The organism is Pseudomonas sp. QTF5 (genome assembly GCF_000512695.2).
Classification (GTDB): Bacteria; Pseudomonadota; Gammaproteobacteria; order Pseudomonadales; family Pseudomonadaceae; genus Aquipseudomonas.
Genome location: NZ_AZRW02000012.1, coordinates 58,130 through 70,534 on the forward strand (window position 1 = coordinate 58,130; position 12,405 = coordinate 70,534).

At 60.4% G+C, this 12,405-nt stretch carries 12 protein-coding genes and 1 pseudogene; 4 read left to right on the forward strand and 9 right to left on the reverse strand.

All coding sequences use genetic code 11. From position 1 onward, the window contains the following. From IC37_RS12270 to IC37_RS12285, 4 genes are all read left to right on the forward strand, one after another. Nucleotides 1–1,839: an amidohydrolase gene (locus IC37_RS12270; protein ID WP_030132091.1), complete on the forward strand. Its 1,839-nt coding sequence runs from the start codon at nucleotides 1–3 to the stop codon at nucleotides 1,837–1,839. A 69-nt stretch (nucleotides 1,840–1,908) separates the two neighbouring features. Beyond that, complete coding sequence (gene ycaC / locus IC37_RS12275) at nucleotides 1,909–2,535, forward strand: isochorismate family cysteine hydrolase YcaC (RefSeq protein ID WP_030132092.1); 627 nt, start codon at nucleotides 1,909–1,911, stop codon at nucleotides 2,533–2,535. Between the two features lie 168 nt (nucleotides 2,536–2,703). Next, nucleotides 2,704–3,609 carry a LysR family transcriptional regulator gene (locus IC37_RS12280; RefSeq protein ID WP_030132093.1) on the forward strand — a complete coding sequence of 302 codons (906 nt, stop codon included), beginning with the start codon at nucleotides 2,704–2,706 and terminating at the stop codon, nucleotides 3,607–3,609. 93 nt (nucleotides 3,610–3,702) lie between these two features. Beyond that, nucleotides 3,703–4,533: a class I SAM-dependent methyltransferase gene (locus IC37_RS12285; protein ID WP_051414887.1), complete on the forward strand. Its 831-nt coding sequence runs from the start codon at nucleotides 3,703–3,705 to the stop codon at nucleotides 4,531–4,533. On the opposite strand, the gene IC37_RS12290 is transcribed toward IC37_RS12285, so the two are convergent. The 9 genes and pseudogenes from IC37_RS12290 to IC37_RS12330 all read right to left on the reverse strand — a co-directional run bounded on the left by IC37_RS12290 (nucleotide 4,522) and on the right by IC37_RS12330 (nucleotide 12,394). Then, complete coding sequence (locus IC37_RS12290; protein WP_030132095.1) at nucleotides 4,522–4,830, reverse strand: addiction module antidote protein; 309 nt, start codon at nucleotides 4,828–4,830, stop codon at nucleotides 4,522–4,524. The genes IC37_RS12285 and IC37_RS12290 overlap by 12 nt on opposite strands. Nucleotides 4,831–4,832: 2 nt before the next feature. After that, nucleotides 4,833–5,127: pseudogene (locus IC37_RS12295) on the reverse strand (type II toxin-antitoxin system RelE/ParE family toxin). A 152-nt stretch (nucleotides 5,128–5,279) separates the two neighbouring features. Continuing rightward, a complete protein-coding gene (locus IC37_RS12300) occupies nucleotides 5,280–5,969 on the reverse strand; it encodes a hypothetical protein (RefSeq protein ID WP_030132096.1) in 690 nt (229 codons plus the stop codon). Nucleotides 5,970–6,026: 57 nt separating this feature from the next. Next, nucleotides 6,027–6,839 (reverse strand): ChbG/HpnK family deacetylase, encoded by an 813-nt coding sequence (locus tag IC37_RS12305; protein ID WP_030132097.1) that lies wholly within the window; start codon nucleotides 6,837–6,839, stop codon nucleotides 6,027–6,029. Continuing rightward, complete coding sequence (locus tag IC37_RS12310; RefSeq protein ID WP_030132098.1) at nucleotides 6,811–8,007, reverse strand: GNAT family N-acetyltransferase; 1,197 nt, start codon at nucleotides 8,005–8,007, stop codon at nucleotides 6,811–6,813. Before IC37_RS12310 ends, IC37_RS12305 begins: the two co-directional genes overlap by 29 nt. Nucleotides 8,008–8,011: 4 nt before the next feature. Continuing rightward, nucleotides 8,012–8,179, reverse strand: a complete 168-nt coding sequence (locus IC37_RS12315) for a hypothetical protein (protein WP_256580723.1) — start codon at nucleotides 8,177–8,179, stop codon at nucleotides 8,012–8,014. Beyond that, the gene (locus IC37_RS12320; protein WP_030132099.1) at nucleotides 8,176–10,095 is read right to left on the reverse strand and encodes a hypothetical protein; all 1,920 of its coding nucleotides are present in this window, start codon (nucleotides 10,093–10,095) and stop codon (nucleotides 8,176–8,178) included. Before IC37_RS12320 ends, IC37_RS12315 begins: the two co-directional genes overlap by 4 nt. Beyond that, nucleotides 10,092–11,396: a lipopolysaccharide biosynthesis protein gene (locus IC37_RS12325; protein WP_030132100.1), complete on the reverse strand. Its 1,305-nt coding sequence runs from the start codon at nucleotides 11,394–11,396 to the stop codon at nucleotides 10,092–10,094. The genes IC37_RS12320 and IC37_RS12325 overlap by 4 nt, the downstream gene beginning before the upstream one ends. Beyond that, nucleotides 11,393–12,394, reverse strand: a complete 1,002-nt coding sequence (locus tag IC37_RS12330) for a polysaccharide deacetylase family protein (RefSeq protein ID WP_030132101.1) — start codon at nucleotides 12,392–12,394, stop codon at nucleotides 11,393–11,395. Before IC37_RS12330 ends, IC37_RS12325 begins: the two co-directional genes overlap by 4 nt. Nucleotides 12,395–12,405: the final 11 nt, after the last annotated feature.

Here is a 12,405-nt window from a genome sequence, read left to right on the forward strand (position 1 = left end):
ATGAATGCCGATCTGATTCTGTTCAATGGTCAGTTCCATACCGTTGACCGTGAAAAACCCCTCGCCAGTGCCGTGGCGATCAGCGACGGCCGCTTCATCGCGGTCGGCTCCGATGCCGAAGCCATGGCCCTGCGCGGTTCGAGCACCCAGGTCATCGACCTCAAGGGCCGCTGCGTCATCCCCGGCCTCAATGACTCGCACTTGCACTTGATTCGTGGCGGGTTGAACTACAACCTCGAACTGCGCTGGGAAGGCGTGCCGTCCCTGGCCGATGCCTTGCGCATGCTCAAGGATCAAGCCGACCGCACGCCGACGCCGCAGTGGGTGCGGGTGGTGGGTGGCTGGAACGAGTTCCAGTTTGCCGAAAAACGCATGCCGACCCTGGAAGAACTCAACCAGGCTGCACCCGATACCCCGGTGTTCGTGTTGCATTTGTACGACCGCGCCTTGCTCAACCGCGCCGCACTGCGCGTTGCCGGTTACACCCGCAACACACCGAACCCGCCGGGCGGCGAGATTGTGCGCGATGCCAATGGTGAGCCGACCGGCATGTTGGTGGCGCGGCCGAACGCGATGATTCTGTACTCGACCTTGGCCAAGGGACCGAAGTTGCCGCTGGAGTATCAGGTCAACTCGACCCGCCAATTCATGCGCGAACTCAATCGTCTCGGCCTGACCAGCGCCATTGACGCCGGCGGTGGTTTCCAGAATTACCCGGACGACTACGCGGTGATCGAGCAGTTGGCCAAGGACCAACAATTGACCATCCGCATCGCTTACAACCTGTTCACCCAGAAGCCCAAGGAAGAACTGACCGATTTCAAGAACTGGACCGGCAGCGTCAAGTTGCATCAGGGCGACGACTTTCTGCGGCACAACGGCGCCGGAGAAATGCTGGTGTTCTCGGCGGCGGATTTCGAGGATTTCCTCGAGCCGCGTCCGGACTTGCCGCAAACCATGGAAGACGAACTGGAGCCGGTGGTCCGCCACCTCGTCGAGCAGCGCTGGCCGTTCCGTTTGCATGCGACCTACAACGAGTCCATCAGCCGCATGCTCGACGTGTTCGAGAAGGTCAACCGCGACATTCCCTTCAATGGTTTGCCATGGTTCTTCGACCACGCTGAAACCATCACCCCGCAGAACATCGAGCGGGTGAGGGCGCTGGGCGGTGGTATCGCGATTCAGGATCGCATGGCGTTTCAGGGGGAATATTTCGCCGAGCGTTATGGCGCCAAGGCCGCCGAAAACACGCCACCGATCAAGCGCATGCTGGCCGAGGGTGTACCGGTCGGTGCCGGCACCGATGCGACTCGAGTGTCCAGCTACAACCCCTGGACTTCGTTGTACTGGATGGTCAGCGGTCGCACCGTCGGTGGCCTGGCGCTGCACAGCGAAGGCCTGCCCCGGCAGACCGCGCTGGAATTGTTCACCCATGGCAGTGCCTGGTTTTCGTCGGAACAGGGCAAGAAAGGCCAGATCAAGGTCGGTCAACTGGCTGACGTGGCGGCATTGAGCGCGGACTTTTTCAGTGTCGAGGAAGAAGCCATCAAGTGGATCGAGTCAGTGTTGACCGTGGTCGGCGGCAAAGTGGTGTATGCCGCCGGCGACTTCGAAAAACTGGGGCCTCCCAGCGTGCCGGTGCTGCCGGACTGGTCGCCGGTGGTCAAGGTGCCGGGTCACTGGCGTCCGACTTCGCCGATGCAGGCGCAGGTTCACCATTGCAGCGGGCCGTGCGCGGTGCATTCCCACAGCCATGAACGGGCGCGTTTGTCGAACGCACCGGTCAGCGATTTCCAGGGGTTCTGGGGCGCGTTTGGCTGCTCGTGTTTTGCCTTCTAGTCATTCCAAAAAAGCGCCGGCCTGGCGTGTCGGCGCCCTAAGCATCATCCATCCTCCGAGGAGTTTCACATGAGCAATGTTCCTTACAAACGTTTGAACAAAGATGATGCAGTTGTATTGCTGGTCGATCACCAGACTGGTCTGATCTCGTTGGTGCAGGACTTCTCGCCGAACGAATTCAAGAACAACGTGTTGGCCCTGGGCGACATCGCCAAATTCTTCAACCTGCCGACCATCCTCACCACCAGTTTCGACAGCGGTCCAAACGGCCCGATCGTGCCGGAGCTCAAAGAGCAGTTCCCGGACGCTCCGTTCATTGCGCGCCCGGGTCAGATCAACGCCTGGGACAACGAAGACTTCGTCAAAGCCGTCAAGGCCACCGGCCGCAAGCAACTGATCATCGCCGGTGTAGTGACTGACGTGTGTGTGGCGTTCCCGACTCTGTCGGCGCTGGCTGAAGGTTTTGAAGTATTCGTGGTGACCGACGCTTCCGGCACTTTCAACACCACCGTGCAACAAGCCTCCTGGGCGCGCATGGCGGCGGCCGGTGCACAACTGATGAACTGGTTCTCGGTGGCTTGCGAGCTGCAGGGCGACTGGCGTAACGACATGGAAGGCCTGGCCAACCTGTTATCGCAGCGCATTCCGAACTACCGCAACCTGATCAACAGCTACACGACGTTCACAGCGAAGTAAGGGGTACGGCTGCCGGTCTCGGTCGGCAGCTTAAAAGATCGCAGGCTTCGCCAGCTCCTACAAGATTGTGAGCTGGCGAAGCCTGCGATCTTTTTTATCTTTTGATTTGGGAAGCCGGGAACGGAAAAAGCGGCTATAAAGCGTTTTACTGTCAACCAGAGCGCGACAATGAATCCGTTCGAGGATATGCGTATTTTTTGCCAGGTCATGGACTCCGGCAGCTTCACGGCGGCAGCCGATCAATTAGGGTTGTCCAAGCAGTTCGTCAGCCGCCGCCTGATGCAACTGGAAGAGCGCCTCGGTGTGCGCCTGCTCAACCGTTCGACCCGGCGGCTGGACGTCACGCCACTGGGGCAGAGTTATTACGAATCGGCCCTGCGCTTGCTCAGCGAAGTTGAGCAAGTGGAACAGGGCATCGCCGGCCAGACCACCGAGCCTCGCGGCACTATTCGCCTGAGCGCACCGTTGTCGTTTGCCGTGGCGCATCTGGGGTGTCTGTTACCGGAGTTTTTGCAGCGTTATCGCGATGTCACCGTGGAAGTCGACCTGAGTGATCGGCCAGTGGACTTGCTTGGCGAAGGCTACGATCTGGCATTGCGCATCGGCGTGCTGGAAGACTCGACACTGATCGCCCGACGCCTCGCCTCCATCGAGCGGGTGTACTGCGCGAGCCCTGCGTATCTGGCCGAGCGTGGCACGCCGCTTAAACCGGAGGATCTGCACACCCACGATTGCTTGCCTTACGGTCACGGTCGTCAGGTGCAGTGGCGTTTCGATGGGCAGGGCAAGCCGCTAACGGTCAACGTCACCGGGCGGATGCGGGTCAACAATGGTGAGTTGCTCAAAGACGCGGCCATCGCCGGCATGGGGATCACCTACCTGCCGACGTTCATTGTCGGTTCGGCCCTGGAGGACGGCCGACTCGTGCCGGTGCTGGATGATTTGCGCCCCGAACCGCTGATTTTGTCGGCAGTTTACCCGCAGCATCGCCAGGGATCGCGACCGGTGCAGGCGCTGATCGAGTTCTTGCGTGAGCGGTTGAATCAACGCGAAGAGGTTTCGCCCCACCGGTGATTACAAGATCGCAACAAAGCTCGAATGGTAGTTTTCCTGACGCTGATCCAGACTCTTGCCGGCCAATCAAAGGCCCGAATTCTGGAGCGTGCAATGGAAATGCCGACAAAAGAAAAAGCCATCACCAGCAATCGCGATGCGTGGAATGACTCCGCCCCACACCACAAAGACACCCCTGAGTGGCAGGCCTGTTTGAGTGCCGTGAGCCATGGCGATTTTTCCTGCCTGGATGACACCCTCACCGGGTTGCTTCAACAGGTCGGCGTCGACGGCAAGGATGTGGTGCAACTGGGCTGCAACAACGGACGCGAAAGTCTTTCGCTGTTTGCCCTGGGCGCCCGTCGTGTCGTGGGTATTGATCAGTCGGAGGCCTTTCTCGATCAGGCCCGGGAGCTGGCATCCCGTTCGCCCCATGAGCCCGAATTTATCGAGGCTGACATCCATCACCTGCCGACTGATCTTCACCAGCGCTTCGACGTGGCACTGATTACCATCGGCGTATTGAACTGGATGCCGGACATCACCGAATTCTTGCGCCATGCCGCGCAAACCCTCAAGCCCGGCGGCAGCCTGGTGGTATACGAAACCCACCCGTTCCTGGAAATGTTCGACCCCGAGTCAGCCGATCCCTATCGCCCGGACAGCTCGTATTTTCGCAGCGAACCTTTCGTCCAGAACCAGCCGATCGTTTACGAAGGCAAAGTCGAACAGCCGGCTTCAGCGTCCTACTGGTTCGTCCACACCCTGGGCGCCATCTTCACCGGTGCCGTTGAGGCGGGGTTGCAGATCAGCCACTTCAAGGAATACCCGCATTCCAACCGCGAAGAACTCTACGATCGGTATCAGCAGCAAAAGGCGCAGTTGCCGTTGTGTTACACGTTGGTGGCGAACAACGTAGTGCCGAGGACATTCTCAGAGAGTTGAGTGATTTGCCGCATGTCCCGGTTGTGCGCAGAGATCAATGCCAAGGGCATGAATGACCTTTAGAACCGTATCAAAACGTGGTTTCGCGCCTGGCGCGAAGGCTTTGTACAGGCTTTCGCGGCCCATTCCGGAATCTTTGGCAATTTGTGTCATGCCACGGGCCTTTACCACGTAGCCAATAGCACGAAGAAACTCTTCGTTGTCGCCGTCTGCCAGTACCTGAGAGAGGTACTCGCTGATGGCTTCGTCACTGTCGAGCAGTGCCGCCATATCGAAAGTAGTCAAAGTCTGGCTCATGTTTAAACCTCCCTTGCCAATTTTTTCGCCCGCCGGATATCGGTGTTTTTGCGAGGACTTGTCACCACCGGCCAGCAATACGATGACTACGCCATTTCTCATGGTGAAGTAGACCCGATAGCCTGCACCGACGTCCACGCGCATTTCGGAGACACCATCACCCACCGGCTTTATATCGCCTAGATTACCCGCAGAGGCACGGTCAATGCGACGAGCGATCGCAACCTTGGCCCGCAAGTCGCGAATCGAGGCATGCCATGTCACGAAGATTGTGGTTTGTTGAATAAGATAATTCATTGCTCGAATGTATCCATATGAATACGGACGAGCAGTCAGTTCATTCTCTGGTCTAGTGTGTGTTTTTCCCTAAATTGTGTAGGCAAAATGACGCCATCGCAGGAAAGCCCGCGATGGCGGCAAATCAAGCAACGAACTCCCACCAGCCAAAATCACGCCTGCGCCGCAGTCGCCGTCGGCTGTGCAGGTTTGCGCAGCTCAGTCAGCCGCGAGCCGCTGTAGTGGGTTTCGCGGAAGAAGCGAAAGCGGCCGAACAGGTCGTAGATGTGGGTGATGCGACCTTGCTCTTGATAGTCCATGCGGATGTGCATTTTCATGGCCTGGATGTTGCGGGTATCGCAGACGTCCACGATCTTGTTGCAGCCTTTGGCCCGCATTGCATCCCAGAGCTTGAACTGGGCATCAACTGACAAGCTGGTGCCAAAGTATTGGGGGATCATTTCACCGCCGAACTCGAAAAATTCACCGGGATTGACCCGGAACCAGCAGCCGTAATAGTGCCGGTCAAAGTAGTCCCTGGCGCTGCCCCAGATAAATCCGATGGCATCACCTTCCTCGTCCACGTACATGTGCCCGGTGTGACCCTCGGCGGCGATTTCGGCCATGGCCTTGACGCGGTTACCGTAATACTTGGTGAAAGCCGTGGCGTTTTCCGGGGTGATGGTCACCAGACGCAAGCCCGTGTAGGGCCGCAGATTGTGCGGTGCCACCGGGGTAACCAGATCGCGCCCCAGCCATAACAGCTCCCGATGGAAGAACACATAGCGCTTCCAGAGCGTCTGGAGTGTTTGGAGCAGGCCTTTTTGTTTGATGCGTTCGCGAAGCTTGTCGATGACGCTCATGAAGTCCTCCGAGGCTGACGCCAGGGTTGGGTGGGTAACGTTTTCAATGGCGAAAAATCAAGGTTGTACGGTGTGTAGCTCAGTCGCGTGCTGCGGTTGCTCTTTCAACGCCTTTGGCACTACGGCATAGGACACTCTCGGAATGCCCGGAAGACGCTGCTCCAGCATGTGAGCCAGAGACTCTCCGGGGTTTAAATAGATATCGCCAAAATCGGCCCCGATAGGGGTCGGGTGGACCACGATTTCCAGCAGGCCGTCGATCGGCATCGCCACGTTGCGCAAGTCCACCGGGGTGCAGACGTACTCGGCGGTCGCTCCGGCGAGGCGGTTCAATCGATAATTGAGCAACGTCTTGAACACCCGCTTTTGCATACTCAGATTATTCCCCAGATGGCGCGCCAATCGCACGGGCACCCCTTGGTAGGCGGCAAAGCGCGCGACGATGACGCCGATGGGCCAGATGTTGTGCACGTGCTGATGGGAATCGATGTGGCTGGGGCGCAGGCCGTTGTCCAGGCAACGTTGCCATTGGGCTTCGAGTTCCTCCAGCACCGCTTCGCGATCCAGGCGGTTGAGCCAGAGACTGTGGCGGGGCAGGTCGAGGTCGAACAGGCCCTGGCTGTTACAGAACGTCGAACGCGCGAGAATCGACGGGCTCAACGGCCGGCCGTAGGTGAGATTGAAATGCAAGCCGATTCGCCCCTTGAGCAACGGCTCTTGGGCCAGGACGCAGGCTTCCTCAAACGCCGGCATATTGGCCATGGCGGTGGCGGAGCTGATGACCCCGGCCATGAAGGCGCCGAGGATCACCGCGTTTTCGCTCAGGCTGAGGCCGAAATCGTCAGCGTTGACTATGACTTGACGAGGCATGTTCACCCTCCATGTTTTTTTTCGTGGGCGGGGGTGTAGGAGTGGAAGCAGGAACAACCTGCGCCGCCCGCCAGGCCCGCCACTTTTCCAACCAGGGCTTGAATTGATGCCAGAGTCGCATGGTCAGCCCCAGGGCGAGGCCACTGGGGCGCCAGGAGTAGAAGCTCCAGCGCCAGTGTTCCAGTTGCCCGGTCATGCGCTCCTGGAGTTGATGGCTGGAGTTCGTCAGACTGACCCGCGAGGCGTCGATCCAGTGCCAGTTATCGTCAACGCCCCAGCGAATCCACTCTTCGAGCAGCACACGACCGCTGCCCAGGTCGGCGTATTGCGGCAGGAACGCCAGGTTGTAGTCGTACAACCGGCCCTGTTCCAGCAAGCCAAGCCGGTAGCTGATGCAGCGCCCGTCCAGTTCCACCACCACCACTCGCATCAACCCCTGTTCGGCGAGTGCGGTGAAGGCACGCTCCATCCATTGTCGACTGCGGTCGTTGGTGAAAATCCCCACGCCTTGCATGCCTTTCCAGCTCTGCGCTTCGACTTCGCCGAGGGTCTGCAACAAAGGCCCGATGGTGGCCGCGTCAGGGGTTACGCGTCGGACCTGGGCCCCATAGGCCAAGATACGTTTACGCGCCCGGCGCAGTTTGTAGCGCGGATCGCCGGAGACTTCCTGGCGGTCGGTCTCGTTGATCAAATGCACCGGCACCCGGCAACTGAGACGGCGCTCACCGCTCGAGCTGTGGGCCATCCATGTGGTCAGCGCGCTTTCTTCGCCGATGGGTTCGGATAATTCATTGAGTTGCAACATCGCATGGGGCAAGCGACGGCGGATGATCACCAGCGCCTTGCGCATGCTGTCGGCATCGAGGCAGGTGAGCAGGGCCAGGCGGTCGGTCAGGGGATAACCGAGGTGACGCAGGACCCGAAATGGCAACCTTCCAAAGTGCTCCATGGACGCCACCAGCGGCAAACACAAAGCCAATTCATCGCCTTGCCAGCCCAGCAGGACGTGCAAGTGTTCCTTGGCCGTCAGTGCCTGTTCCGATGCGCGCAGCCAGGCGAGGGTGTTGAACGGCGTATGGTCCGTCACGCGCCCGCACAACCCCTCATAAGCGGCTGTCGGAAAGTCCGGGGTGCACAACGACGTGCGCCATTCGAATCGAGCCATCATAGGTTCAGCCCACCGCCGCAGGAACAGGTGAACGGGACGGTTTGCGTAGCTGGCAAAGTCTCCCCAAGGCATTCATGTCATTGCCTCCTGACAGGGACCGTTTGCGGATAACGTGCTGCAACACGCAGTCGAGCGCGGTGCGGTCGTGGTGATGCAAGTTGACAGCGTTCATGAGGCGCTCCAGCTCAAGGCGAACAGGGTTTCGCCCGGCAGGTCGAAGCTGACGCGACCGTCGTGACAGTTGAATTGGGCGCTACGACTGCGGCTGTCGGCACCGAAATACATCAGCGTGCCCTTGGCCAGCGGGCACGTCGCCCCGGCCAGATCGACACGCTGCAAGCGCACCCCCTTGTTGACTCCCAGCAAACTTCGCTGGCGTTCGGTGGCCATGGCCAGCACATCGACCTCGAAGGCGTCGTTGTCCAGGCGCATGACGTTTTTCAGCCAGTGTTGCTGGATGAATTGCTGGGCCAGCCCCACCGGTTTGAGTTCGAAACGATCGCCGCCCAGTACCCGCACCATGCCTTTGGGGTAGGTCGGTTCATCGGCAGCCTGGAACCAGTTGAGCATGTCCAGTAACCCATCCTGCGCCGAGTTGATGACCACCGAAGTCCACCACAGCGAAGCAAAATGGGTTTCCTGATCGTAAGGGCTCAGGCTCGAACCGCTGGACAGGTTGGTCTGATCCAGCAGCAAGGCCTTGCGTGGCCGGCCCTTGGCATCGAGGCCTACCAGCTCGGCGGCACGGCGCACGCTGTCGCGGTAGACCCGAGTCGCCAGCAGGTCGCGGATCATCCATTCGTGCCAGGCGAGGGCGTCGATCTGCTCGCCGGATTCGGCCAGCAGACGCCGTGCCCAATCGATACCGCGCTTGTCGGCGGCGTTGTCGGCGAACGGGCCGTTGACGAAGCGCGAAGTGGCGGGCATGGCGATGCGCACACCGGCCCTGGCATTGGCCGGATCGCTGCGCACTTGCCGGGCCATGCTGTTGAAGATCGCCTGGTAGTCGGCGTAGCTCGGGTAATTGAGGTTCGGCTCGTCGGCGAACGCGATGTAGTGCGTACCGCTGCCGCCGAGGGCGCGAGTGGCGGCGAGCCAGGCCTCGAGGCCGGCGTTGCTTTGGGTGTCGGCCCGCAGATCGGCCTGACGCTGGCTGCCGGCCAACAGCGTGAGGTCCTGCGTGATGCCGAAGCGGTTCTGGTAGAGCTGGCGGAACGCATCTTCGTGATGCGGATTTTGCGCGGTGACGTCAACGAAACTGTAATAGGTGCCCGCCTGGGGCTTGAGGGCGTCGAGCGCTGCGAAACTGGATTGAGGGGGCAGTACGTAGGGCAAATAAATCCCCAGGTTCGGGGTGGGGCCGAGCATCTCCTTGTGCAGGGTCAAGCGGGTCTGGCCATCGTCCTCGCGCAGGGGTTTGAGCTGCTGCGGGTTCTGGGCGAACAGGTTCGCCGTGCCATCGAGCCAGAACGCAACCTTGCCGCTGCCTTGCAGGCGCAGGCGCCAAACCTGTTCGTCCTGGGTGACGGGCAATGCCACCTGATCGAACTGCCAATAGGCGCGATAGGGTTTCAGCGCCAGGGACAGTTGTTTATTGTCGCTCACGCGCTGGGCCTGCAAGGCATTGATCCCACCATGAAACTTGCCGGCCAGCACTGCGTGTTCCCCCGGCGCGACCTTGAAATACAGCTCATCGCCGCCGCGGGTTTCGGCGCTGAAATGCACCTTGGCCGGGGCGAACAACGCCACGGTGTGTTCGTCGTGTTCGATCGTGTAGCGGCGGAAACTGTAGCCCGGAATTTCCAGTCGATAGCTGGCGGCACTCGGCGCCAGTGGCCAGCTCTGCTTGCCTCGGGTTTCACTGGCGGCGATCAGGCGTTCGCCCTTCAGGTTGCCGTTGCCATCGAGCAGGTACAGGCGTTCTTCGTTGGCATCGGCTTGCCATGCCGGAGCCCAGCGAATAGTCAGCGTGTCGGGACGATCCGTTTGCAGGTACAGGCTGCCGTCGCGAATATCAGCCCAGCGCATGGGCGCCGCCTGGGCGCTCAAACCGAGGCCCAGGCTCAACAGCAGCACGAGGCGTTTCATGCCGATTTCCGCTGCAGCATCTGAAGCATCGGAGCCACATCGCTGGGCAGGATGATCAGGGTTTGCCAGACCGGTACACCGCTCAACCGGCAATACATCACCAGCAGCGCGAGGGTGACCGCCAGGTAGGCGATGGACGATGCCGTGGCGGCGCCGACGATGCCGTAAATCGGGATCAGCAACAGGTTCAGGGCCAGGTTCAGCAACGCGCCGAGGCCCATCAACAGTGAAATCGTGCCGGGGCGATTTTTGCCCAGCAAATCCAGGCGCAGGATGCTCGCATAGCACAGACCGAGCAGCCCCGGCAGTAGCGCCAGCAATGCCGGGTAGGCCGGCTGATAGGCAATACCGAACAGCGTGACGATCAGCCATTCACCGATCACCGCCATGGTCAGGCAGGCACCGAGCATCACCGTGGCGGTCAGACGCAGGGCCAACGGCGTCAGGCGATCCATGCCTTCGTCCTGTTGCAGCAGGCGTTTCATCAGTGGCGTGGTCACCGCTTCCGGGACGATCAGCAGCAACTCGGCGGCGGCGCTGGCCATGGCGTAATGACCCAATGCGGTGCTGCCGAGCAGGGCGCCGATGAACAGGAAATCGGAGCGCAGAATCACTTGTTGGAACAGCAAGTCCGGATGGCTGCGAGCGCTGTAGCGCCACAGTTCATTCTGGCTGGCGCGGTCCCATTGCAACTTCAAGGGCTGAGCGCGCTTGAGCCAGAACCAGCCGGCCAGCACCACCAGGCTGATGCCGGCGAGCCAACTGATCAGCGCCGCTTCCAGCGCAGCGTCTTTCCACATCCAGAACAAGGCCAGAAACACCAGCAGGGGCGCCAGCGATTCCACCAGCCGCAAGACATTGAACGCCACCACACCGCCCGACGCATTGTGCAAGGTCAGCAGGCCACTCTTGAGCACGGTCAGCGGTACCGCCAGCAGCAATAGCCAGGCGAGCAATCCCAGTTGCGTGGTGATGTCGAGTTCGCTGCCGAACTCCCGCACCAGCGCCACCACCAACAACGTCAGCAAACCCGCCAACAGGCAACCGAACACCAGCACCTGGCTCAGCAACAATCCCATGGGGCGTTGCTTGGCCGCCTGATACCCCACCGCCGAATTCAGCCCGCCGCTGGTCGCGGCGCTGATCAAGTCGGGCAGGGTACTGAGCAACGCAAACAGACCTCGCTCGCTAGGCCCCAGAATCCGCGCCAGCAATACGTTGCGCAGCAGCCGCAGGCCGATCATCGCCAGTTTGGTGCCCATGCTCAGGGCCAGGTGTTTGAGGTAATGACTGCGACTCATGGCTTGGCTCCGCGGTAGATGCGCCAGGACAGCAACTCCGGATTGCGCGCCGTGCGCTGGCTGATGCCGATTCGCGGCAAGGCCAATGGATCGCTGATACCACGATAAATCCCGGCGACGGTGCCCAGGGCAAACGGGAAGTCGTGGTCCGCCACGTGTTCGCGCACCCGCGCATCATGGTTGCCATTGGGGTAGCAGTAGACCGGCAGTGGCCGGTTGCAACCGTTCAGCAGGGCATTGCGGCTGCGGCTCAGTTCCTCATCCAGGTGTTGATCGTCAAGGCCGGTGAGAATCGCGTGGCTGGCGCCGTGGGGGCCGAAGCGGATCAACCCGCTGGCTTCCAGCGCGCGTACTTGATGCCAGTCCAGAGCCTGGGGCAACGACTCCTCCGGGCATTGATCGGTGAGCCGGTTCAGTTCACCCGGGGGCAGGGTTTTCAAGCTTTGCAGAAAATGCAAAAGCGCCAGGCTACGGCGCTGCACGTCCAGATCATCGAGCCGCACCGGTAGCGGTCGCCCAAGCTGTCGCAGGCATTCAATCAAATGCGTCCGGGCTTTTTCACCGTGGCTGTGCCACAGGGTTTCCCCCAGGCTTTCCCACCAGAAGCGTTGCCGGCTGCCAATGAAATCGGTGGAGAGAAAAATGCTCGCCGGCACCTGATGTTTTTTCAGCAACGGGAAGGCATTCAGGGCGTTGTCGCGCCAGCCGTCGTCGAAGGTCAGCGCGATTTTTGGCCGCCCGGTTCTGATGGCGCCGGGTTGCAAGATTTCCATCAGCGGCACGCAGTCGAAGTATTTTTTCAACCAGAGCAGCAGATGTGCAAAGGCCTTCGGCCCGACGCACAGTTCATTGCGATGGGGCAGGTCGGCGGCGCGGTCATTGGCCAGCACCCGGTGCAGCATCAGGATCACCCCGGCACCGTGCAATTGGTGACGGCCTACAGGCGAGTTGAGATAAAGCCAGCCGCTGGTGCGTTTTAATAGTTGTTTGATCGCCATGGCGCGGTCCT